Consider the following 21348-nt stretch of genomic DNA (forward strand, 5'->3'; position numbering starts at 1 on the left):
AAATAATTAAAAAGTCCACCGACCAAAATAAGGTTTAGATTTACGATTTTAGATTGGAATACAAGCAAAAAATTGTTGATTCGTTGTCGGATTTATTTAATCTAAAATCATAAATCTAATCTTTTTCTGAGAGTTGCTTTGCGGGTTCAATCTAAAATCGTAAATCTAAAATTAAAACATCGGTTCCGGAGATTTCTTATCATATATCACTGAAATCTTATTTCCCTCGATCAGAATTCCCCGTCCTCTTCCTTTCTCATAATTTTCTTCGTTGTCGACATTGACAGCAATCACTCTGCCCTGATAAAATGTAGTCATATCGTCAAAAATCGTATGACCGACCAAAATACGGTCAACTTTATATTTTTTCAATAAACGAATGACGTCCGGAAGATAAACCGGCTGATATTTATCGGCTGATTTTACCATTCCTCTATACCAGAAAGGGCCTGCTTTCGTATCAAAGACAAAAGCAGAAGTAGCCGATACAGCCTTTCGGCCTTCTTTATTAAGGGAAAGACCTTTGCCGACCGTTTCATTCATCTGTAAAACCGTCTCTTTACGTTTCAGAAATTCGGCACTTAATCCGGCGTGTACAATCAGATTATTTCCGATAATTTGTACCAGATTCCGGGTTCTCAACCACCTTCCCAATTCGCTGTTTTCCTGCCACAAATCCTGATAAGCAATCCGCAAGCTATCAGCCAGTTCTTTGTATTTACGTTTTGTATAACGGCAATCTCCCCGCAATACCATTTCTTCATGGTTACCTAACGTAAAAGAGACTCCGCCTCCGGCTTCCGCAGCTTCCTGTTCTAATTTATAGATCAGCCAGAAAACCGGCAATACGTCTTTCCCGCGGTCGAACACATCTCCTATTATCACCAAGCGATTGTCTCCGAAATTCCAGTTGTAATTTTCATCGATTACCCCGTTATTTTTCAGTACGGATACAAAACAATCCAAATTACCGTGAGGGTCCGAGATAACGAGCATTTTTTCCGGTTGCGGCATCTTCCAGGGTTGACGTTCGAAAGTATGCAACTTTACCCGGAAACGATGTTTTCCGTTACCGGAAACCACCGGAAAAGAAAAACCGGCAGGTACAGCAGCATACGACGTATCCCGGATCACGGCATCCTCTCCGACCCATACCATGCGGAAACCACCGGTACTATCATACAAGATATAAGGCCCATCGGCCGACAACGAACTTTGCTTTTCCTGATGATCTTTTGCTACAGCAGCCTGAAAACAGGCTGCCATAAAGCAAACGATCAAAAAATATCTGATAAGATTTTTACCTGTCATAAACCTGACTTTTTATTACCACGGATTTATTTATGAACCGGATTTTCGGTCAAAAAATATTCCGTTATATCTGACAAAATAAACTCTCTGCTTCTGTTCTGCATTTCAAAGATATTTTTTATTTTACCAAACATCCGTTAATTTGTCAAATATTCCGAATAACCGGGGTTCTGTTCTTTCCGGATAGCGGGATTGGCATCCATTTCCTGTTCCGGAATAGGATAAACCACCTGAGGCCGTGTATAATCGATATGACTCGTCGAATTGTCGATACACTCCTCCGGTTCCCGGTCAAAAGGAATGGCCCTGCGGAAATAATCCCAAAATGTATGTCCTTCGAGCGCCAGTTCTTTTCTCCTTTCTTTCAGAATCGCTCCGATTAATTCTGCTTTATCCAAACCCGTAGCATCGAACTTTTTATTCGTTCTTTTTTCATATACATTGTTCAGCGTCTCTACGGCATCTGGTGAGCCCAATTCGGCATAAGCCTCAGCCAGATTCAGATAAAGTTCGGGCAAGCGCACCAGGCAAATATTGTGCAGATAATGGGGATTGCCTATATATTTACGACAAGCGTTGTATTTGTTCCGGGTTTTACAAACCAGATAGGTCCTGACATCTCCTTCCACTTCTTTTACCAAATCTACCCAGGCATCCTGTAATCCGTAAGCTCCGTATCCGATCTCACTCTCAACCTGCCCGTCTTTCGGATCTCCCGGTTTATCTATAGTTTGATATCTCAATAAATAATTCAGGGAATTCGTACTGAGATTATCCGTTTCCGTATATTGTAATTCCCAGACACTTTCACTGTTAAAGGGTTTCCAGTATGTGCCTGCATAATCTTTAGGATCGATCATTTTTGTCTTCGTCGCCGAAAGTCCGTCCAAGGCCGCATCTCTCGCAGCTTCCCATTCTCCCATATAAAGATATACGCGGGACAACAAAGCACATACTGCCGGATAAGAAATGCTCTTTCCTTCCCCACCCCCGTATTGCTTCAATAAATCCCGGGCAGCCGACAAATCTTTGACAATCACTTCTTCGTAGCAATATTTCGCATCTTTCCGTCCTTCCGGTTTTTCTTCCATCCGTTTCAGATCTTCAACTGTCAATGCTACAGGTACACCGAATTTGTATTGATCGGCATATCCGGGTTTCCCCGGGAAAGAGAAAATCGGCGGATAAGCAAAGTTACGCATCAATTCAAAGTAGGTCAGCCCTCTCAGTGCCAATGCTTCTCCTTTAATCCGTCCTTTTTCGGCATCCGTTCCTTCTGCCTGATCGATCCCGTTAATAATCAGAACCGACGCTTTAACCGTGCTATATAATTTCTTCCAGGTATCCTTGGCATAACCGGCAGAAGAAGAAGTTTCATCGTAAGCATTCTCTTTTTCATACCGGTTACCGCTGGAAGACAGCACAAAGAAATCGGGTCCTTTGGCAGCTTCATAAGCCTGTATATGCCGGCCGTAAAAGTCTGCATCGGACAATTTATCGTACACTCCGGTCAGAGCACCCTGAGCATTCTCTACCGTTTTAAATACCTCACCTTCATCGATCTGGGTATAATTCATCCTGTCCAGAAAATCGTCACAACCTGCGTTTACCAGAAGGAACAATACAAAGAATATATAATATTTTTTCATGATTCCTGAATTTAAAAGTTAATCTGTAATCCTGCCGTGTAAGTCGTAGCCGACGGATAATCGTCGGGATTCCGGTACCCGTTCAATGTCATTTCCGGATCGTATCCTTTCAATGCAGTAAAAGCGATCAGATTTTCTGCCTGTGCAAAAATTTTTACACCTCCCAGACGAATTTTACTCACTACGTGTGTAGGGAAAGTATACTGCAATTTCAGATTTTTGAATTTCAGATAATCGCCTTTATAAAGATAACGGGTTGATAACCATCGATCCCATTTCGTATTGATCCGCAAAGGATTTTTTCCTCCGGGATTATCCGGTGTCCAACGGTCGAGCTGATCCCGTTCCATGGTCCGGTAATCTCTCTTTCCGTCGTTCTTCGTCGCTACCCGCCCCGTATAATCCAACACCTTATGTCTCAACCCGTAGGTAAACAGACAGCTCAACTCCAGGCCTTCGAAACTGATCACCGTTGAAAAACCTCCGTTCACTTTCGGCAGTGCACAACCGACGATTTTCCGTTCCGCTTCATCGTAATTTTTAGTGATGGCTTTTTTACCGTCCGTATCCGTATAATACCAACGTTGTTCTCCCGTTTCCGGATCGGTACCGGCCCATTTCCTCAAATACCAGGAATAATAGCTTTCCCCGTTGCGCTTAATCTGAGTACCGATATCGTCACTCTTCAAGCCGAAAAACTTATTTTTCAATGTAGCCAGGTTCATACTGAATTCCCAGTTTACTCTTCTGTCTCTGATAATATCAACGGACATTTCCAACTCTATTCCCTGATTTTTCAAGCCTGCACTGGAATTCACCAAACGGTCTTCGTGACCGGTAACCATAGAAATAGGCTCATCCAGTAACAGATTGCTCGATTTACGACTGTAATATTCCAAACCGATATTCAGGCGGTCCCACATACGGATATCCAATCCGACATTGAATACTTTATTTTCTTCCCAGGTCAGCTTTTTATTCGAAATACTTACCGGAGCGATTCCCAAATCTCCGGCATAATCATACCCGAATCCGTATCTGGAACGCCAGGAATAATAACTACTGGGTAAAGTTCCGTTTATACCGTAACTGACTTTCAGTTTCAGGTTATTGATCACAGGATTATCCTGCAGGAATTTTTCCTGAGAAATCCGCCAGGCTCCTGAAACCGACCAGAAATTACCGACCCGGTGATCCGGATGAAAACGGGAAGAACGGTCGCTACGGAAGGAACCGCCGATATAATATTTATTGTCGTAAGCGTAATCCAGTTTCATCAGCCAGGAAAACATCGCATATTCATCGCCGCTGCCGCTTACACCGCCCGGGACGGAAGAAGCCGATAAGTACGGATAATCATCGGATAGAAAGTTTTTACCACTGGCCGCGATATAAGCACTGGTCATCGTTTCAAGCTCTATACCTCCGTAAGCTGACACATCGTGTACACCCCCGAACGTCTTATTAAAATACAACAGGTTCGAATTGGTAATCATGGTCCGGCGGGCATCTCTCTCTGACAAATAACCGTTATCCTTTTTACCATCGCCGAAATCCTTGTCGTAGTAATGCCGTTTCCTTGTATGGAGATAATCGACGGCAGCCACACTTTTAAAATTCAGCCATTTCGTAAAATTAAATTTCAACCAGCCGGAAAGCAGGGCTTTCAATTGAGGCCGGGCATAAGTGTAATATTTTCCGATAGCCACCGGATTCATATTACTGTTGACATTACTCGGAAATTTAAAATTATACGATCCGTCTTCCAATTTTACAGGAACAATAGGAGCCAGGGACAATGCCGTATACTGAGGCATAGCATACCCTAAAGCATCACGGCGTGGCCCGCTTTGGTCGGAATAACTCATCATATTGCTGATTCCCCAGTTAAGAAAGCGGTTGGCGTTGTCCGACGACAAATTTGCCCGGAACGAATACCGTTTCAACTCGCTGCTCCGGAGTATCCCCTGCTGATTGAAATATTCCAGTGAGGTATAGAATTTTACGACATCGTTTCCTCCTCTGGCCGACGCATTGATTTTTTGGAACGGAGCCACACGGGTAACTTCATCATACCAGTCGACATCAGGCAAACGGCTGTAATCTTCCCCTTTTGCACCGTCTTTATCAAAAAATGCATTGTAATAATCATCCTTGACGGGATTGTAAATCTTAAATTGTTTATTGAATTCACTTTTAGCCAGATTCATCCACTCATTATAATTCTTACCCGAGAATTTATATCCTTCTTTATCCGCATATATCTTCTTCACTTCGTCGAAAAATTTTTTACCTGCTTTCCTCTGAATCTGATAATGCATCTCTCCTTCCAGCCACAGGTCGATAAATTCCTCCCGGTTTACCAAGTCAGGCTTCGATGCCTTGAATATCCTGGATACACCGAACTGTACATCTACCGTATAATTGACCTTTTGCCCTTGTTTTCCCTGTTTGGTCGTAATTACAATCACCCCGTTCGCACCCCTCGAACCGTAAAGAGAAGAAGAAGCGGCATCTTTCAATATCGTCATACTGGCAATATCCGAAGGGTTAAGTGTATTCAACGGGTTGGTCGGATATTCGGCATCCCCTGACATATTAGCAGCATCCCAAACGACACCGTCCACGACATAAAGCGGCGCATTCGAGGCATTCATCGAACTGATACCTCTCAAACGGATAGTTGCTCCGACACCCGGTTGCCCGGTGGAGGTAACCAACGTACCCGGGGAATTCCCCCGAAGCACATCCTGAAAAGAAGCTACCGGGCGTTCGGCAATCTTATCAGCCCCTACGACCGTTGCCGATCCTGTATAAGCTTCACGGCTAACGGTACTGTAACCGGTTACGACAACTTCATCCAATTGGGTATCTTCCCGTTGCATGACAATCTGCATTTCTTTATCGGAAGCAGACACTTCCTGAGGAATCATCCCGACAAAAGAAAACACCAGAATCGTATTTTTTAAAGAAGGAACTTTAATTTCAAAACGTCCCTGAACATCGGTTGCAGTACCGGTAGATGTTCCCTTTATCCGGACAGACACACCCGGTAAGGTTTCCCCGGAATCATCCCGGACAATTCCCCTGACCGCAATCGTTTGCTGTGGAAGTGCCGGAAGTGCTTCCGCTTTGCGAATGACAATCACATCATCCTGAATATTATATGTCAACCCGGTATTTTTCAGGCAGTCGTCCAATACTTCCTTTACGCTTTTATCGGCTGCCGAAACCTCCGACAAACGGACTGATTCTATATCCTGTGTACTGTACAGGAATACGAAACCGGTCTGTTTCTGCAACTCCCAAATGACATCATGGAGAGTTACATTCTTGACATTAAGAGCCACACGTGTCTGAGCGTCTATCGCAGCACTCACATGCAGACATCCCAATAATACCAGATAAAACGATAGCCTCATCATAAAAAAGACTTTTTTTAATCCCCCCTCACAGAAGGAAATTCGATTTTTGTTCATAACTTTGGATGTTTAGTTAAACTTATGATTTCTGTTTGCGCAGAAATCGCTACCGGCAGGAAATGTTAGCGCATTTCCTGCTTTTATTTTTATCTCATCATTTTGATTTCATTTTACCGGAAAACAATTGTATTTCCTTTTATTTCCACTCTTACCTTTCTGGTATCTTCCAACAACTGCAATATCGGCTCTACACTTCCATACCGGCTGATGCTACAACCGAAGCGCAAATCTTTCACTTTCGGGTTAGCATAAAATACATGCATATCATACCAACGGGACAGGTAATTCATAATGTCCTCCAAACGCCAGTCTTTAAAACGGAAATATCCTTCTTTCCAGGCTGTATATTCCGAAACATCGACGGTTTTCACCTGTACGTCCTTTGTCTCCCGGCTGAAATTGGCCTGTTGTGAAGGTGTCAGCACAAGCGGACCGACTCGAGGAGTTGTGATATTGACACATCCTTTTACCAATGTCGTTCCGATAATATCCTCATCGGCATAGCAGCATACATTGAACTCCGTTCCCAAAACTTTCACCTCCACATCTCCGGCCTTTACAATAAAAGGTTTTCCGGCCTTTACTACCTCGAAATAAGCTTCTCCCTGCAATTCCACCATCCTTTTATCTTCTGTAAAATTTACCGGATACCGTAAGGAACTCATGGCATTCAAATGTACCCGGCTTCCATCACTCAGTTTCAGCGTATATTCACCTCCTCTCGGTATATCAATCCGGTTGTATATAACCTTCTGCTCCGGAATGATTTTCGTCTCATTCTGATAATTCAGACAGGCGGAATCTTTGCGGATTTTCGCACCGCCTTCTTCCAATACCTCAAATGAGTTTTCTTTTTCAATATCCACAACAGTCCCATCCCCTAAAGTTAAAATTGCCTTTGTTGTTCCGGGTTGAATCCGATCGTTACAAACCGTCTGATGACTACTTAACGAACAGCACTCCTCCGCTGAATTTCTCAATAAAAAATAACATACGGCCAAAGGCAAAACAACCGAAGCCGCATAGCCGATGTATTTTTGAATTTTGAGATTACGTTCCCGCCGGATACTTTTCTCTATTTTACTCCAGGCACGGCTACGATCATATTTCTGCGCCATCGAGCAAAGTTCCCGGAAATTTTCCGGATTGTCTAACTTTTCAAATAACAGCTTTGCCGACAGAGAAGAATCGATCCATTCCTGTAAACAGGCTTTTTCTTCCTCCGTCAATATTCCCGTCCGGTATCCGGCAATCAAGGACGCAATCTCAAATTCTTTTTCCAACATAGCCTCTTTTTTATCCATATAACAGTTTAAACCCCGATCAGGGGTAAACCAAATCAAACTTTTTTTAATTTTTTTTTGGAAATAATCGCTTACGATTAAAAAAACGGCAATAATTTAACGAATCAGATACAACAGGAAAGTAAACAAATAGTAATATCCTTTCAAAAATTCCCGCAGACGCTTATAAGCGATTTTTTTATGTGTATGTACGGTCCCTACAGCCATCGACAACGTTTCTGCAATTTCCCTATTGTCTTTTCCCTCCAACGCCAATAACATGACCTTACGGGTTTGCTCAGGCAACTGCTCAATGGCTTGCCGGAGAATACGATAAGCTTCTTCCTCTATTACGTGATCCCGGAAAAAGGACTCTTCTCCCTGCTCCAGTATTTTTCCTGCATAGCCCAGTTTTATTTTCCGGTGCTCCAGTTCATTGAGTGCCCTGTTCTTTACAGAAGTATACAGAAATCCCTTCAATTGATGCAGATATTCGAAATCCTCCCTCCTTTGCCACAAACGGATAAAACATTCCTGAACCAAATCCGCCACGCATTCGGCATCTCCAACATAACGCTCACCGAAAATACACAACGGTTCATAAAAGTCATCGAACAACCGCCGAAAAACTTTCACGTCAGTAATATCCACTTTTATTGCATCCGCCATCTAAAACATATTGGTTAACCAGATTAAACGACCGTTAAATCTGGGGCTTGAAGTGTAAAAATTACAGTCCTTTGCAGGAAAAAAATACACAGATATAATGCGGGATACCGCATTCTAATCATTTGATAATAAATAGAATATTGTTTAAAAAAGAAAAGTAAAGAAACGGGGAGTTTTATTGTCCCAACCGATCTTATACAACAAATTTTAATGGTCGTTTTAATTGCAGATTTACGTTTTTACCCTACAATTCCTCCTTTTACAGAAAAAGATTGCAGGTATAATCTAAAATCGTCAATCTAAAATTTACAATTTATATGAACGTTTCTCCGGTCAAATTTAAAATAAAAAGAATAACAACACAAAATCCTTGGATAACAAAGCATCCAAAGATTTTGTAATGCACTCATTTCAATAGCGTTTTAAGCAACTTTTACTTTCTGAAAAGCCGATTCCAGTAATGCGGCCGTCAGTGACAGGCCGACCCTCCCTAAAGAAATACTATATCCGCTTTTTGTCTTTCCACAATATCCCGGAACGACAGTTATTCCCCCGGTATCCCTAAACTCCCGGGAAACCGCCTCGCAACTTTCTTCCCACAAAATCTCCGGAGCCCCAAAATTACTATCGGTAATTATAAAATCCCGGGAATCCTTCCAGGAAGCATTTTCAAATAATTTGCTGAAAAGCAAAGACGAAAGGATATCCCCCTTGGCCAGAATATAATCTTTCATTGCCTGTGAAGCTTCCTTCACGGGAGCCACCTGATGCAATATTTCATATAACTCATCCAAATGCTTTTGCATGTCTTCCAGGTATTCGGATAATTTATTCCCAGCCAATAAATGTTCCGCCAAATCGGCATGAACATGACGAAATTCTTTAAATTCTTCCTCAAAACCACTTCCTTTTTTCAAACTCAGTGCATATAATGCACGCAAACGAGGCATTACGCCTTTCAATGCAGAAACAACCACAATACAATTTTCACTTTGTTTTTGTATCTCATTTCTTATTCCGGCAATCATTTCAGGATTCTGCATGACAGCTCCTTTAAACTTATATATCAACATAATTCTATATTTAAATTGTAAATTTTCAAATTGTAAATAAATAATTCCGATTAAAAAACAGACCCACTTTCCCGTGATTCCATTCAATCGTAAATCGAAAACGATGAAAGGCCAACTCCCGGTCCTGGACCGGAATAGAAATAATACAAATTGGCAATATGACAAACTATACCCCCAAAGGGGTTGTCGTTGTTGTGGTAGTAACCGTCGTAATTGTAATCACAGTGCCTACGGACGGAATTCCGCATTCATGCTGTAAAGAAAGCATGCTACTTGCATTATGGCAGTTACAATTCGACTTCATGATGTAAGCAAAAATAGAATAAACCTTTTGGAATATCAAACATTATTCCTGTTTTTCTTACTATAATATATAGATTTTAACATTATACCCTGTTTTTGCTATAATCTTATACACAACCTGATTTTCAGATATTTCACTGCAAACGTATGCACAATAATATCTGTATAAACTTATTTTTTATTCCAAACAAACCCGTATCTTTGTCCTAATTGTGCGCGTGAAAGCAATGTGTAACAATATATTAATCAATAAAAGCTAAAATAATGATTTATTCACACGAAGTACAACACATGTGTGTTGTAAAAAAAGGCCCGAACCACGGTCCTGCCCCAATCCCCGAAGAAGGGAAATGGGTAAAAGCGAAAGAAATCAAAGATATTTCAGGTTTAACCCATGGTATCGGTTGGTGTGCACCTCAACAAGGGGCTTGTAAACTGACATTGAATATCAAAGACGGGATTATTGAAGAAGCATTGATAGAAACGATCGGTTGCTCCGGTATGACGCACTCGGCTGCTATGGCTGCTGAAATTCTGACAGGTAAAACTTTATTGGAAGCATTGAATACCGACTTGGTATGTGATGCTATCAATACCGCTATGCGCGAATTATTCCTGCAGATTGTATACGGACGTACCCAGAGTGCATTTTCTGAAGGCGGTCTGCCTATCGGCGCCGGCCTGGAAGACTTAGGTAAAGGTCTGCGCAGCCAGGTTGGTACGATGTTTTCAACGAAAGCTAAAGGTGTTCGTTATCTGGAAATGGCTGAAGGTTATATCTCCCGCCTGGCACTTGACGAAGACGGGGAAGTATGCGGATATGAATTCGTACGCCTCGGTGTTATGATGGACCTGATCAAAAAAGGTACCGATGCCAACGAAGCATTGAAGAAAGCCACTGCAAACTACGGACGTTTCGCCAATGCAGCTAAATATATTGACCCACGTCACGAATAAAATAGGAGGAACATACAATGGCAAAAAGAGAAGTAAAATTTGAAAGTCAGGATCGTCGGATCAACCAGATCAATAAAGTATTGAACTCCTATGGTATCGCTTCTATCGAAGAGGCAGAAGCCATTTGCGAAGCAAAAGGAATCGATCCTTATTTAGAGTGTGAACAAACACAGAATATCTGTTTCGAAAATGCAAAATGGGCTTACGTTGTAGGCGCTGCTATCGCTATTAAAAAAGGATGTGTAAATGCCGCAGATGCTGCCGAAGCTATCGGCGAAGGCCTGCAAGCTTTCTGTATTGCCGGTTCTGTTGCCGACGACCGTAAAGTAGGTTTAGGTCATGGAAACCTGGCTGCCCGTTTGTTGCGTGAAGAAACCCAGTGTTTCGCTTTCCTGGCGGGTCACGAATCTTTCGCAGCTGCCGAAGGTGCCATCAAAATTGCTGAAATGGCCAACAAAGTACGCAAAAATCCGTTACGTGTCATTTTGAACGGTTTGGGAAAAGACGCTGCTATGATCATTTCCCGTATCAACGGCTTTACCTATGTGCAAACTGAATTCGATTATTATACCGGAGATTTGAAAGTGGTAAAAACCAAAGCTTACTCCGACGGTCCCCGTGCAAAAGTAAATTGTTACGGTGCCGACGACGTTCGGGAAGGTGTTGCTATCATGTGGAAAGAAGGCGTAGATGTTTCCATTACCGGTAACTCTACCAATCCTACCCGTTTCCAACACCCGGTTGCAGGTACTTATAAAAAAGAACGTGTATTGGCCGGTAAACCGTATTTCTCTGTAGCATCCGGCGGTGGTACGGGACGCACCCTGCACCCGGACAACATGGCTGCCGGTCCTGCATCTTACGGTATGACCGACACCCTCGGACGTATGCACAGCGACGCCCAGTTCGCCGGTTCGTCTTCCGTTCCCGCTCACGTGGAAATGATGGGCTTCCTCGGTATGGGTAACAACCCGATGGTAGGTGCTACCGTGGCTGTTGCCGTATCGATTGCAGAAGCTTTGAAAAAATAATCGGGAAGCCGATTGTCTATATAAAAATCCTGTCGGTTTGTATCGGCAGGATTTTTTACATCTTCAGTTTTTGTTCGAAAAACGACAAAACACATTTTCTTTTACTTACGGCGTGAAGGCGGATTCATCAAGGCTACAAACCAAAGCAGGACAATTGCACCGAATGTAGAAACAATCAAACTTCCGATAATTCCTCCGGTAGACCGAAGACCGACCAAGCTAAACAACCAGCCGCCCAATACACCTCCGATAATCCCGACAATCAGATTGATAAAGAAGCCGAATCCACCGCCCCGCATAATTTTACCGGCAGCCCAACCGGCAATAAGCCCAATGATAATATACCAAATAAACATCATAACTCCTTGTTTTTAAATTATACTTACTATTTCTTTAAACTTATCCTGCACAAAATAGTTTGGAAAAATCATCATTTTCAATCGACGATACCCTCATATTTCTATTTTTCTGATGATTTTATACAGGAAAATATTTTCACATTTAACTTATTGGCTTTAGCTTTACCATCCGAAAAAAATCAACCCCAGTTATTATTTTATAAAATAAAAGAAATGAAAAATGCCATTCAATTCTGCTTCGTCTTACTATTGGCAACCTGCCTTTTTTCTTGCAGGCAGACAAAAACATTTAAAGTTCTGCAATTCAATATCTGGCAGGAAGGGACGGTCGTTCCGGGCGGTTTCGATGCCATTGCCGACGAAATTATCCGAAGCGATGCCGACTTCGTCACATTAAGCGAAGTCCGTAATTACCACAGCACCCGTTTCTGCGACCGGATTGTAGAAGCGCTGAAAAAACGCGGACAAACCTACTACTCGTTTTATTCTTACGACAGCGGTTTATTAAGCCGTTATCCCATCACCGACAGTGTTACCGTTTATCCGGAAAAAAACGACCGGGGCAGTATCTATAAAATGATCACTAAAATCGGCAATCAGGAATTTGCCGTTTATACGGCTCATCTGGACTACCGGAACTGTGCCTATTACGATGTACGCGGCTACAACGGCAATACCTGGGAAAAACAAACTCCCGTAACCGACCTGGATTCCGTATTGTTTCTGAATCGCCGGTCAGTACGTGATGATGCCATTGCCTGTTTTATTCAGGAAGCCCAAAAAGACAAAGCAGCCGGACGTATTGTTATCTTAGGCGGCGACTTTAACGAGCCGTCCCACCTGGATTGGACAGAGGCGACAAAAGATATGCGGGACCATCAGGGATTGGTCGTACCCTGGGATGTCTCGACTTTATTGCAGAAAGCAGGCTATAAAGATACTTACCGGGAACTTTATCCCGATCCGGTAACCCATCCGGGCATGACCTGTCCTGCCGATTGCCGGAATATCGCACTCGAAAAATTGGTTTGGTCGCCTGAAGCCGACGACCGGGACCGCATTGATTTCATCATATATGCACCCTTTAACGGACTTGCCTTAACCGACGTAACCCTGGTAGGTCCTAAAGGAGATATCCTCCGCGGAGAACGGATTAACGAAAATACGGCCGACCCGATTATCGAACCGCTCGCAACATGGCCAACCGACCACAAAGCCGTATTAGCTACTTTTTCTTTAAAATAGTAACGTATGCTGATTGTTAATTTTGATCAGGTACATAAGCCGAATACACAAAGTCTTAAATTATCAGATAAGCCGGCTTGAAAGAATTAATGATTTTTGATTAAATACTCTGAATGCCATTAGTTTATTTACCGGTCTAAAATCGGATAAAAAGGGAAGAAATCATCTTCCCTTTTTATTTTGTATAATTTTCATACGATAATGTCTATTTATTTGACAAAATCCATTTAAAACAATACCAATAAACAATTGTATTTCAATACCTTATACAAACAGGCACGATAATTGTATAATTTAAAACAATGGAAATTCACATTCCCGAAAAACCAGATTCGATTTAACAGGCATCCCATTGATTACCGATAAAACCCAAAAAACAATATCCATAACTTTAAAAAAACGAAAACTGTTTTAATCACATTGTCGTCATTATGAGAATTTTAAAAGAATTTATAAGAGATTTCAAGCGATTCCGGACAGCCGGATTATTAAATATTTTGGGATTGACAGTTGCTTCTGCTGTATTTATGGCCATCTTATTCCATATCTGTTTTGAAAACGGATACGATAAATTCCGCCGAAATGCTGACCGAATATTCCGGGTAGAAATGAAAATCGGAAATGACGGCTTCAGTTCGAATGTACCGTATCCTGTTTGTGAACTTTTGGCAGAAGGATGTCCGTCTATCGAACAATCTTTCGTTCAAAGGGACGGCTCAAACCAGGATGTCGCTATCGAAGATGAACAAGGGGCCATCAATAAATTCAACATTCCCATTTCTACCGCCAATCTATCCATGTGTGACGTTATCGATTTTCAGATATTGTACGGGGAAGCCCGCAAAGCCTTGGCAGAACCGGGAATGATACTACTTCCGGAAAGTCAGGCGACGCGTTTGTTCGGCTCTGCGGAAGAAGCCCTGAATCGACGAATGAAAATAAGTGGAGGTTCATGGAATACTATTGAGGGAGATTATACTGTCGCAGGAATATACAAAGACTTTCCCGGAAATTCGATTTTCTCCAACAACTGTTATGCTAAATTAAATGAGCAGGAAATGAATTGGGGAAACTGGAATGTCCAGTTTTTTATCAAAAGTAACCTGAAAGACCCAATAGCACTGACAAAACAATTAAACGACTTAAAAATCGCCGATGACGTATCCGAAAACGGAAAATTAGAAAAAAGAGTTACACCTTTAACAGATATCTATTTTCATTCGAAGGCCTCTTATGAAACCAAGCCTACCGGAAATCTGACCACATCACGAATTCTTTTCGGCGTATCTATCTTAATTATACTGATTGCCACGATCAATTTTATCAATTTCTCTATGTCTTTAGCACCCGCCCGGATAAAAGGTGTAAATACCCATAAAGTTTTAGGGGCTGGTATCGGAAAATTACGTTTGCAATTGATGTGCGAAGCAATGATTTATGCAACTATAGCCTTCACTTTATCTCTGTTTTTACTCCAGTTAGCAGACCATTCGTTTATCGGACATCTATTTGCCACCTCCATTTCTCCCCAAGCACATCCCCTGACAACATTGGGATGCGGAGGGATGATCCTGATAGTCGGATTATCAGCCGGTTTCTTTCCGGCACGCTATATTACCTCTTTTGCACCGGCATTGGTACTGAAAGGAAATTTTGTATTGTCTCCCCAGGGACAACGGATAAGAAACGGACTAATGACATTTCAATTCGTAATCTCCGTCGCATTGATTACTTGTATGTTACTTATGAATAACCAGCAACGGTACATGCAGAATTATACTTTAGGATTTCATAAAGACCAAATCGTTTATTTTCAATTTAACCAACAGTTATTCGATCAGCGACATGCTTTTACAAACGAATTGATGCAATCACCGGACATAACGGATTATGCGTATACCGATTGGATACCGGAAAGTGATAATGCCGCCACGATTAGTGGAAGTTGGAATGAAAATAATTTCCAATTCGACCGCTGGTTTGTCGACAGACGTTTTATGCAATTAATGGGTATTCCTCTCATCAGTGGTCATGAATTTTCCCAAAATCGGGAAGAAACGGAAGTCATATTTACAGAAACGGCTTTAAAACAAATGCCCTTCCTGGAAAAGTACATGGGTCAACCGGTCGAAACAGCAGGAATCTCGGGTGGAGCCCGCTTTGTAGGTATCGCAAAGGATGTCCAGCATCTTTCGCTACGTCAAGGGATTACACCTTTAGAATTTGTATGTATAAACGACCCCCAATATCATTTCGACTATATATTGTTGAAAATATCACCCAATACGGGAGATGCCATGAAATACATAAGTCAGGTATTCAATCGTTTTTCAAAATACAATAATCTGAATGTACGTTTTCTGGATGATACAATGCAGCAACGTTACGAAAAAGAAAGTCGCCTGACACAAGCTATTTCCCTATTCGGACTGATTGCCATTATCATCTCTCTGATCGGCGTATACGGCATGATTGTATACAATGCACAATATAAACGGAAAGAAATTGCATTACGGAAAGTAAACGGAGCGACAGAAAAAGAAATTCTGGTCCTGCTGAACCGGGGATTTTTCCTGCTGTTGGGGAGTTCTTTCCTGATAGCCTGTCCACTGGCTTATTATATTATCTCGTCGTGGTTATCGAGATTTGCCTACAAAGCTCCGGTATACTGGTGGCTATTTGTATTATCGGGAGCCATTGTATTTTCAATTTCTTTGCTGACGATAAGCTGGCAAAGTTGGCGGGCTGCGACGACAAACCCGGTGGAAGGATTAAAAGAATCGTAAGTTTTAAACTATAGATTCATTTATGATTTACGATTTACGATTCATTTTTTTGCAGGAGAGGATTGTGAGCATAATCTAAAATCGTAAATTTTAAATTTAAAGCCCGATCTTGAAATATGTTTTTTCGTATTTATATACCTATTTTAACAATTGTAACTTGTATTTTACCTATTTCAAGGCTAATCCTTGTTATCTTCTCTTTTATAAAACGTTAATAAATACTACTTTTGTAAGACAACAGTCCACAGAGCGTTGGAATGCTTTTAAATATTCTTAACTTTGTATCGTTTCGTGGTATTTACTGAAACAAACATTTTGAGAATAAAAAAGAGCGTGTTATCTCTATTCTGGAATCTGGACAATTTCATTTATACAGGGATAAAACTTACGTTCGGGCTTACCGTATATAAGGCTAAGCGTGGACTGTTGTTTTATTTGTATAAGGGAAGTCCAGATCCTTCAGAATAAATAGGCTAACAGATTCCACGCTTTTTTTTCACAAGTTCTGATTTATCAAATGTCGGAAATAATAAACCCGGGAAGTTATACTTTGCGGGTCTGAAAGGACTATTGAAGGTAAATTTTTGCCATCAAATTTCAACGTTTCTTTCTCCGGTTTCATTATTTGACGACAAATGATAGTAAATCCACCAGATTACTTTATGAAAAAAATAAGCTGTATATTCGGAATTAAAACATCGGTAATACTTTTACTGATTGCTTCTTTCGTAACTGTCATGACGACATTACTGACATACGAATCGGCCGTTTTTATGAAGTGGTTATACGGGCAAAGTTGCTCGGGAACGGGATATGTTTTCAAAGCCGTCCTGCTTTTATTGTGGGTCTATCCCAGCATAAATCTGCTCTACATCACCTACCGAAGAAAGAGTTGGCAAGAAACCTTATTCATTTTAGTCGGTTTACTCGTCCTGTTTTTGATAACGTCTATCGTCATCGTCGGTATCATTTCCCATTAAGCCGTTTTATCACACCAATCCCCATTCTCCCGGATCAATTGTCCGAGAGCAGCTATCGCCTCCTGTTCCGGTACAGCCACCCTCATCATACGACGGCCTTTATAAAGATTTACCTTACCGTTCCCGGCTCCGACATATCCATAATCAGCATCTCCCATTTCTCCCGGTCCGTTAACCACACATCCCATGACGGCAATTTTTAATTTATCAAGATGGCCGAATGCCTGCTTTACTTTTGCAACGGCTTCTTCCAAATTATACAATGTACGTCCGCATCCGGGACAACTGACGAATTCTGCTTTATAACGCCGTAAGCCTACCGATTGGAGAATATTCCTTCCCAGATTCAACCCCAAAAGCGGATCGGAAATTGCCGGAGATGAAATCCAGATCCCATCTGCCAAGCGATCGATAAACAGACCACCGGTATGTGCCGCCACCCAAAGTTTCACCCACTCTTTGTCATTGCAATTTGTCATCACCCGGACAATAACTTTATTGGAAATACCGTTTTCACGTATCGTTTTCAACAAGCTACGAAATGCATGGTAACCGGGATTTTCAGGATTCAACACGACAACTGCCGAAGAAGAAGATAATTTCTCTGCCAGGTGCCGGTCTACCTGCATTTCCTTTATTACTTCCACAAAGGAGTCTTCAGCATTTTGTTTCTCCCAGATAAACTCTTCTGCTCCGACCAGTGGAGATACATTCCGCCGAAACACCTTCGCCCGGTCAAATGCGGCAACAGGCACAACGACCTTCACATTTTCCGGTAATTCAGCCAATTCAGGGCCTACCGTTTCAGTATAGATCATTTCCGGAGCCTTATTCCCGGCTTTCCACCCTGTATTTATCGGGTGAAAATCCAGATCGCGGATCAGTTGTGCTTCAATACTCCCAGCCACAGAAAGATCGGCAACCACTATCGGTTTTAGCGCAACACCTGCCGTAACGGATTTACTTTCCCGGTGATACTGCGGATCACATAACCCGACCAGCGACCTGGCCACCGGTATCTCATATTCAGGAGCCTCTGTCAGCGATACCCGTACCGTATCTCCGATGCCTTCATTCAGTAAACAACCGATCCCTACCGCCGAACGAATCCGTCCGTCCTCTCCTTCGCCAGCCTCCGTTACCCCCAAATGCAAAGGATAAGCCATACCTTCCTCTTCCATTTGTTTCACCAACAAACGGACCGCCTCCACCATCACCCGGCAATCACTCGATTTGAGCGAAATAACTACATCCGGAAAATCAAACTCCCGGCAGATTCTCAGATATTCCATCGTCGCTTCTACCATACCGGCCGGCGTATTTCCATACCGGCTCATAATCCGGTCCGACAAAGAACCGTGATTCGTACCGATACGGACAGCCGTATGGTGTTCCCGGCAAACTTCCAGAAATTCCGTAAATTTTTGCCTCAATACCTCCAATTCTGCGGCATACTGATCATCCGTATACTCCAATTGCTCAAAAGTAGCCCGTTTATCCGCAAAATTACCGGGATTAATACGCACTTTTTCAACATACCGTGCTGCCACAATGGCTGCGGCAGGATTAAAATGAATATCGGCCGACAAAGGAGTCGTATAGCCCCGCTCACACAGGGCTGCACGTATATTTTTCAGATTTTCCGCTTCTTTCACTCCCTGAGCCGTAATCCTTACCAACCGGCCGCCGGCATCGATAATCCGTATCGCCTGCTCCACACAGGCTTCCGTATCCATCGTTGAAGTATTCAGCATGGATTGTATCATTACCGGCTCTTCCGAAGACAAAGACAAGTTACCGATTTTTACAATTGTAGTTTTTCTGCGCATATTCTTTCCTAAAAACTGATTCTGACTGCCGTACAATCACAAAACCTCCTAATTATCAAACAATTTCCGTATATTCCGGGTATTTGTACAGTTCAATATATCTTTTCCTTCCGGGGTATAAGCAAAGGCTAATTCCGACTTATACAACTCCGTAATACGTCTCCTGACCATTTTAGAGGTAGAATTAATTGTCCCGTCTTTTTCATTCAACGCAGCAGGTAAAACGACGACAACTGCCGGCAGCCAACGCTCGGGAAAAAGACCGGCATATTTCCCTCCGTAACGATATTCCATCAATTCCCGGCGAATCTTATCCAACATCATCTTATACCCCTCAATTGTACCGGCCTCTATATGTTTACCCTGAATATACTCTCTCAATGCGTTTTTGTTCGGCACAATCAAGCCAACCGTATACGACGACTGGTTATTATACAACATACAGTAATCGATAAACCGGGATTTTTCCACAATCGCCTCCTCAATCCCTTCCGGACTGTATTTCTCCCCGTCATTGGCTATCAGCAACGATTTAAAACGCCCCAATACCGTTAAAAATCCATGTTCGTCGAGAAATCCCAAATCACCCGTATACAGCCAGCCTTCGCGTATTGTCTCTGCCGTAGAAATTTCGTTACACCAATATCCCCGCATGACATTCCCTCCCCGGATAACGATCTCTCCCTGTTCTCCCAGCGGCATTATCCCACCGTCGGCATCGCAGATCCGAAGTTCCATCGGAGTCACAGGTCGCCCTGAAGATCCGAACTTATGACACTCCGGCGTATTCGAACTGATTACCGGAGAAGCCTCGGACAAACCGTATCCTTGATACATGGGAATTCCCAAGGCCCGGTAATATTTTTGCAATTCGACATCCAACAAAGCACCGCCTCCGATAAAAAAACGCAAATTTCCTCCGAAAGATTTCCGGATCCTCGAAAAAACCAAGCTATCGAAAAAATGCTTTACCGGTGCCACCAATACTTTCAAGCCTTTTTTTCTATAATTACCGTCCCCGTAATACCAATAGGCAAATTTCAGCCCCCGCATATACAAAAAAGTGACAAATCTCCCCTTGCGCTGGATTTCCGCTTCGATATTTTTCCGGAAATTCTTGGCTATTGCCGGTACGCTCAACAAAACATGAGGTTTGATCTCCCGCATATTGAGCGGTATATTACGCAAAAAATCCATCGGAGAATTTCCAAAATCGACGGCCGCTAAAGAAGCTCCGTTATACATAAAAGAATAAATACCGACCGTATGTGCAAAACTATGATCCCAGGGAAGAAACAATAATACTTTATAAAATTCAGGGATACGAATCAAAGAATCGGCTTGCAACACATTGCAGACATAATTCCCATGAGTCAGTATAATCCCTTTAGGTTCTGCCGTCGTCCCTGAGGTATAGGATATATTGGCCATATCGGTACTTTTTACCGAACACGCGATCTCTTCCAAATGCCCGGGATGAACTCCCAGCCAACGTCTGCCCTCCTGTACCAAACGGGCAAATGAACTACAGAGACCGGTCATTTCTCCCGAAGAACGGAACACAACTATTTTTTCAACAGACTCCAACTCCCCCAATATACTGTTTAAAATATGGAGATAAAAAGGAGAAACGAACACAAAACGGGCCCCCGAATGATTGATACGGAACACGAGTTCCCTGGCCGTCAAGCGAATGCTCAACGGTACATTGACACCTCCGGCGTATAAAATTCCCAGTTCACTGCATACCCAATCACTACACCCTTCACTTAACAACGCAACCCGCTGTCCTTTTTTCAATCCGACGGCCAGCAATCCTGCAGCAATCTCCATCACCCGGCTCTTCGCCCGGCTGTAGGTCAATGCCTCATATTTTCCGTCCTTCTTCTCCCACAAATAAGGGTTATCCGGAAATTTTAAACAACTCCGCTCGAATAAGTCTATAATCGTATCCATCTTCTTCTTCCCATAATAAGGACAAAGTTAATAACAATTCCGCAATTCAGTATCAAATATCAATTTATGAATCTCTGAAAACCGGATAATCCGATAAAACACTATTTTTTCTTTTTACTGCAACTTTTGCCCCGGTTTTCTCGTATACTCCTTTCCACCGTTTAATAATTGAAGCTATGAGATTAACCATTACAGGCATATTAACGCTAATTATTTTTATCATGGTGTCTGTATTAAAAAATAAAATTGAGACACCTCAAACGACCTCTGAGTCATTCTGTCATTTCTCCGTTCAAATGACAGAGCCTCTTTTCTATGAGTTGCCGGAAGCACTTCAACCTTGTTCCTTTCTCAAGGAGGCTATACGAATTCCCTATGACGACTGAATCCGGACACGCAATCTCCGGTTTACCATTACAAATCCGTTTCCATTTT

At 42.3% G+C, this 21348-nt stretch carries 16 protein-coding genes; 7 read left to right on the forward strand and 9 right to left on the reverse strand.

The window, feature by feature from the left end; all coding sequences use genetic code 11:
• Window positions 1-171 precede the first annotated feature (171 nt).
• The 6 genes from BN8908_RS13385 to BN8908_RS13410 form a co-directional block, all read right to left on the reverse strand.
• Entirely contained in the window at window positions 172-1311 is a 1140-nt protein-coding gene (locus BN8908_RS13385) for a metallophosphoesterase (RefSeq protein WP_068691117.1), read from the reverse strand.
• A 137-nt stretch (window positions 1312-1448) separates the two neighbouring features.
• Window positions 1449-2960, reverse strand: coding sequence for a RagB/SusD family nutrient uptake outer membrane protein (locus BN8908_RS13390; protein ID WP_068691119.1), 1512 nt, complete (start codon window positions 2958-2960; stop codon window positions 1449-1451).
• An 11-nt stretch (window positions 2961-2971) separates the two neighbouring features.
• On the reverse strand, window positions 2972-6385 hold the full coding sequence (locus BN8908_RS13395; protein ID WP_161945877.1) for a SusC/RagA family TonB-linked outer membrane protein: 3414 nt from the start codon (window positions 6383-6385) through the stop codon (window positions 2972-2974).
• A 167-nt stretch (window positions 6386-6552) separates the two neighbouring features.
• Window positions 6553-7746: a FecR family protein gene (locus tag BN8908_RS13400; RefSeq protein WP_082989266.1), complete on the reverse strand. Its 1194-nt coding sequence runs from the start codon at window positions 7744-7746 to the stop codon at window positions 6553-6555.
• Window positions 7747-7842: 96 nt separating this feature from the next.
• Window positions 7843-8394, reverse strand: a complete 552-nt coding sequence (locus BN8908_RS13405) for an RNA polymerase sigma-70 factor (protein ID WP_021989333.1) — start codon at window positions 8392-8394, stop codon at window positions 7843-7845.
• Window positions 8395-8816: 422 nt separating this feature from the next.
• On the reverse strand, window positions 8817-9467 hold the full coding sequence (locus BN8908_RS13410; RefSeq protein ID WP_021989334.1) for an amino acid kinase family protein: 651 nt from the start codon (window positions 9465-9467) through the stop codon (window positions 8817-8819).
• Between the two features lie 158 nt (window positions 9468-9625).
• On the opposite strand from BN8908_RS13410, the gene BN8908_RS18615 reads away from it, so the two are divergent.
• The 3 genes from BN8908_RS18615 to BN8908_RS13420 all read left to right on the forward strand — a co-directional run bounded on the left by BN8908_RS18615 (window position 9626) and on the right by BN8908_RS13420 (window position 11758).
• Window positions 9626-9778: a hypothetical protein gene (locus tag BN8908_RS18615; RefSeq protein ID WP_021989335.1), complete on the forward strand. Its 153-nt coding sequence runs from the start codon at window positions 9626-9628 to the stop codon at window positions 9776-9778.
• A 256-nt stretch (window positions 9779-10034) separates the two neighbouring features.
• Entirely contained in the window at window positions 10035-10727 is a 693-nt protein-coding gene (locus tag BN8908_RS13415) for an iron-sulfur cluster assembly scaffold protein (RefSeq protein ID WP_021989336.1), read from the forward strand.
• Between the two features lie 17 nt (window positions 10728-10744).
• The gene (locus tag BN8908_RS13420) at window positions 10745-11758 is read left to right on the forward strand and encodes a GGGtGRT protein (protein WP_068691123.1); all 1014 of its coding nucleotides are present in this window, start codon (window positions 10745-10747) and stop codon (window positions 11756-11758) included.
• 101 nt (window positions 11759-11859) lie between these two features.
• Here the strand turns inward: BN8908_RS13420 and BN8908_RS13425 are convergent, their stop codons facing one another.
• Complete coding sequence (locus BN8908_RS13425) at window positions 11860-12117, reverse strand: GlsB/YeaQ/YmgE family stress response membrane protein (RefSeq protein ID WP_068691125.1); 258 nt, start codon at window positions 12115-12117, stop codon at window positions 11860-11862.
• Between the two features lie 213 nt (window positions 12118-12330).
• Here BN8908_RS13425 and BN8908_RS13430 point away from each other — a divergent pair, with 213 nt between their 5' ends.
• The 3 genes from BN8908_RS13430 (at window position 12331) to BN8908_RS13440 (ending at window position 17128) form a co-directional block, all read left to right on the forward strand.
• Window positions 12331-13362, forward strand: a complete 1032-nt coding sequence (locus tag BN8908_RS13430; RefSeq protein WP_068692308.1) for an endonuclease/exonuclease/phosphatase family protein — start codon at window positions 12331-12333, stop codon at window positions 13360-13362.
• Between the two features lie 431 nt (window positions 13363-13793).
• A complete protein-coding gene (locus BN8908_RS13435) occupies window positions 13794-16148 on the forward strand; it encodes an ABC transporter permease (RefSeq protein WP_068691126.1) in 2355 nt (784 codons plus the stop codon).
• Between the two features lie 662 nt (window positions 16149-16810).
• The gene (locus BN8908_RS13440) at window positions 16811-17128 is read left to right on the forward strand and encodes a hypothetical protein (protein ID WP_068691129.1); all 318 of its coding nucleotides are present in this window, start codon (window positions 16811-16813) and stop codon (window positions 17126-17128) included.
• Here BN8908_RS13440 and ispG read toward each other — a convergent pair.
• Together ispG and BN8908_RS13450 are read right to left on the reverse strand one after the other, a co-directional pair.
• A complete protein-coding gene (ispG, locus tag BN8908_RS13445) occupies window positions 17125-18957 on the reverse strand; it encodes a (E)-4-hydroxy-3-methylbut-2-enyl-diphosphate synthase (RefSeq protein ID WP_068691131.1) in 1833 nt (610 codons plus the stop codon). The two genes, BN8908_RS13440 and ispG, sit on opposite strands and share 4 nt — an antisense overlap.
• Window positions 18958-19005: 48 nt before the next feature.
• Complete coding sequence (locus BN8908_RS13450; RefSeq protein ID WP_068691133.1) at window positions 19006-20913, reverse strand: AMP-dependent synthetase/ligase; 1908 nt, start codon at window positions 20911-20913, stop codon at window positions 19006-19008.
• A gap of 221 nt (window positions 20914-21134) precedes the next feature.
• On the opposite strand from BN8908_RS13450, the gene BN8908_RS19005 reads away from it, so the two are divergent.
• Entirely contained in the window at window positions 21135-21299 is a 165-nt protein-coding gene (locus tag BN8908_RS19005; RefSeq protein ID WP_222860029.1) for a hypothetical protein, read from the forward strand.
• Window positions 21300-21348 lie beyond the last annotated feature (49 nt).

It is taken from the genome of Culturomica massiliensis (assembly GCF_900091655.1).
GTDB lineage: Bacteria > Bacteroidota > Bacteroidia > Bacteroidales > Marinifilaceae > Culturomica > Culturomica massiliensis.

Bases quoted from the DNA above. Each gene is read 5' to 3' on its own strand.
- BN8908_RS13385 (WP_068691117.1), bottom strand. From the start codon at position 1,311: ATGACAGGTAAAAATCTTATCAGATATTTTTTGATCGTTTGCTTTATG.
- BN8908_RS13390 (WP_068691119.1), bottom strand. From the start codon at position 2,960: ATGAAAAAATATTATATATTCTTTGTATTGTTCCTTCTGGTAAACGCA.
- BN8908_RS13395 (WP_161945877.1), bottom strand. From the start codon at position 6,385: ATGATGAGGCTATCGTTTTATCTGGTATTATTGGGATGTCTGCATGTG.
- BN8908_RS13400 (WP_082989266.1), bottom strand. From the start codon at position 7,746: ATGGATAAAAAAGAGGCTATGTTGGAAAAAGAATTTGAGATTGCGTCC.
- BN8908_RS13405 (WP_021989333.1), bottom strand. From the start codon at position 8,394: ATGGCGGATGCAATAAAAGTGGATATTACTGACGTGAAAGTTTTTCGG.
- BN8908_RS13410 (WP_021989334.1), bottom strand. From the start codon at position 9,467: ATGTTGATATATAAGTTTAAAGGAGCTGTCATGCAGAATCCTGAAATG.
- BN8908_RS18615 (WP_021989335.1), top strand. From the start codon at position 9,626: ATGACAAACTATACCCCCAAAGGGGTTGTCGTTGTTGTGGTAGTAACC.
- BN8908_RS13415 (WP_021989336.1), top strand. From the start codon at position 10,035: ATGATTTATTCACACGAAGTACAACACATGTGTGTTGTAAAAAAAGGC.
- BN8908_RS13420 (WP_068691123.1), top strand. From the start codon at position 10,745: ATGGCAAAAAGAGAAGTAAAATTTGAAAGTCAGGATCGTCGGATCAAC.
- BN8908_RS13425 (WP_068691125.1), bottom strand. From the start codon at position 12,117: ATGATGTTTATTTGGTATATTATCATTGGGCTTATTGCCGGTTGGGCT.
- BN8908_RS13430 (WP_068692308.1), top strand. From the start codon at position 12,331: ATGAAAAATGCCATTCAATTCTGCTTCGTCTTACTATTGGCAACCTGC.
- BN8908_RS13435 (WP_068691126.1), top strand. From the start codon at position 13,794: ATGAGAATTTTAAAAGAATTTATAAGAGATTTCAAGCGATTCCGGACA.
- BN8908_RS13440 (WP_068691129.1), top strand. From the start codon at position 16,811: ATGAAAAAAATAAGCTGTATATTCGGAATTAAAACATCGGTAATACTT.
- ispG (WP_068691131.1), bottom strand. From the start codon at position 18,957: ATGCGCAGAAAAACTACAATTGTAAAAATCGGTAACTTGTCTTTGTCT.
- BN8908_RS13450 (WP_068691133.1), bottom strand. From the start codon at position 20,913: ATGGATACGATTATAGACTTATTCGAGCGGAGTTGTTTAAAATTTCCG.
- BN8908_RS19005 (WP_222860029.1), top strand. From the start codon at position 21,135: ATGGTGTCTGTATTAAAAAATAAAATTGAGACACCTCAAACGACCTCT.